The organism is Albidovulum sp., from assembly GCF_008933605.1.
GTDB lineage: Bacteria > Pseudomonadota > Alphaproteobacteria > Rhodobacterales > Rhodobacteraceae > Albidovulum.
In genome coordinates this window covers 1-1,916 of the sequence record NZ_WBUS01000287.1, presented here as the reverse complement: position 1 = coordinate 1,916, position 1,916 = coordinate 1, and the positions used below count along the sequence as shown (strand labels likewise).

The following is a 1,916-nucleotide window of genomic DNA, read 5'->3' as shown; positions in this document are numbered from 1 at the left end:
TTCCAGCACCGCCTGCCCCGCCCGCGCGGGGACCGCGGCGGCGAGCAGCACGGGGTCCGCGGCGGCGCGATAGCCCGCGCGCGGCTGGGCGATCGTGAGGCGCCCGCCAAGGAACGCATCCGCGGTTATCTCGTCCTCGGTGAACATTCAGACCTCGATCCCGTTGTCCCTCAGGATCGCCCGCGCGAGGAACAGGTCGGCGTCGCGCACCATTATCCGGCGCGGCAATATGCCAAGGGAGCCTTCGAGCACGCTCATGTGGACGTCCACCTCAAACGCCGTTATACCCTCACCGGCAAGGAGCGCTGTGGCGAAAGCGATGGTGGCCGGGTCAGTTGTGCGCAGAAGTTCCTTCATGATCTTGGACATAAGGACGAAGCCCCGGCTTTGTCGAGATGAGACGGGACGGGAATGAGCCTGGACGAGACCGCGCAGAAACCGCATGACCGGCTGGGCGCGTATCTGGCCTGCGACCTAGAGCGTGTGAACGCGCTGATCCGGGAGCGGATGGCATCGGAACATGCGCCGCGGATTCCCGAGGTTACGGCGCACCTGATCGAGGCCGGCGGCAAGCGGCTGCGCCCGATGCTGACTCTCGCCGCGGCCCGGCTCTGCGGCTACGATGGAGACCATCACATCCGTCTCGCCGCGACGGTGGAATTCATCCACACCGCGACGCTTCTCCACGACGACGTGGTAGACGAAAGCCGCCAGCGCCGCGGCCGGCCGACGGCGAACCTTCTGTGGGACAACAAGTCTTCCGTGCTTGTCGGCGACTATCTCTTTGCCCGCGCCTTCCAGCTCATGGTCGAGCCGGGATCGCTGCGCGTCCTCGAGATCCTGTCGAACGCCTCGGCCACGATCGCCGAGGGCGAGGTCCTGCAACTGACCGCAGCGCAGGACCTGCGCACCGACGAGGGCACCTACCTAAAGGTCGTCCGGGGCAAGACCGCCGCGCTCTTCTCGGCCGCGACGGAAGCCGGCGCCGTCCTTGCCGGGGCGGACGACACGGAAGTGGAGGCCCTCTTCACCTATGGCGACGCGCTCGGCATCGCCTTCCAGATCGCCGACGATCTTCTGGACTACGGCGGCACCACGGCCGCGATCGGCAAGAACGTCGGTGACGACTTCCGCGAGCGCAAGCTGACGCTGCCGGTGATCAAGACCGTGGCGAAGGCCGACGAGGCGGAGCGCGCCTTCTGGCGCCGGGTCATCGAGAAGGGCGACCAGCGCGAGGGCGACCTCGAGCAGGCGCTGCGGCTGATGGCGCGGCACCGTGCGATGGAGGCGACGCGCGACGACGCGCTCGGCTGGGCCGAGCGCGCCAAGCAGGCGCTCGTCGCCCTGCCGGCGCACGACCTGCGCGACATGCTCGCTGACCTCGCCGACTATGTCGTTGCGCGGGTGAACTGAGGTTCAGGCAAGAACGGGCGCCGCGCGCACCCACCAGCCGGGCCGGCGGCGGGAAACGGTTCTCGCGGCCGCCACCGCGTCGCCCCGCGATGCGAACAGGCCGAAGCAGGTTGCGCCCGAACCGGACATGCGCGTGAGGAGAGGCGTGGTTGCCGCGATGGCGGCGAGCACCTCCGCGATCACCGGCGCGACCGCGATGGCCGGCGCTTCGAGGTCATTGCGCTGGCGGGCGAGCCAGCCGGCGAGCGCCGCGGCAGATGCGAAGCCGGGCGGGAGCGGCTCCAGCGGCGGGTTGCACTTGCGGGCCAGCGCGCGGAACACCGCCGGTGTCGCGACCTCCACCCGCGGATTGACGAGCACGGCCGACATCGCCGGCAGGGCGGGAACCGGCGCCAGCGCCTCGCCGATCCCGCCCATGCGTGCGGGCCGGCCCGCCAGGCACACGGGCACGTCTGCGCCGAGCGCCAGCACCTCGTCGGCCGGCGGCAGGGGCCGGTCCCAGA

Annotated in this window: 2 protein-coding genes and 2 pseudogenes; 1 reads left to right on the top strand and 3 read right to left on the bottom strand. The window is 70.3% G+C overall.

The features are described from left to right. Positions 1-147: pseudogene (locus F9K34_RS18880) on the bottom strand (methyltransferase); the annotation flags it as partial. Further along, positions 148-357 carry a putative signal transducing protein gene (locus F9K34_RS18875; protein WP_291338635.1) on the bottom strand — a complete coding sequence of 70 codons (210 nt, stop codon included), beginning with the start codon at positions 355-357 and terminating at the stop codon, positions 148-150. A gap of 54 nt (positions 358-411) precedes the next feature. On the opposite strand from F9K34_RS18875, the gene F9K34_RS18870 reads away from it, so the two are divergent. Continuing rightward, positions 412-1,413 carry a polyprenyl synthetase family protein gene (locus F9K34_RS18870; RefSeq protein WP_291338634.1) on the top strand — a complete coding sequence of 334 codons (1,002 nt, stop codon included), beginning with the start codon at positions 412-414 and terminating at the stop codon, positions 1,411-1,413. A 3-nt stretch (positions 1,414-1,416) separates the two neighbouring features. Here the strand turns inward: F9K34_RS18870 and F9K34_RS18865 are convergent. After that, a pseudogene (locus F9K34_RS18865) lies at positions 1,417-1,916 on the bottom strand (4-(cytidine 5'-diphospho)-2-C-methyl-D-erythritol kinase); the annotation flags it as partial.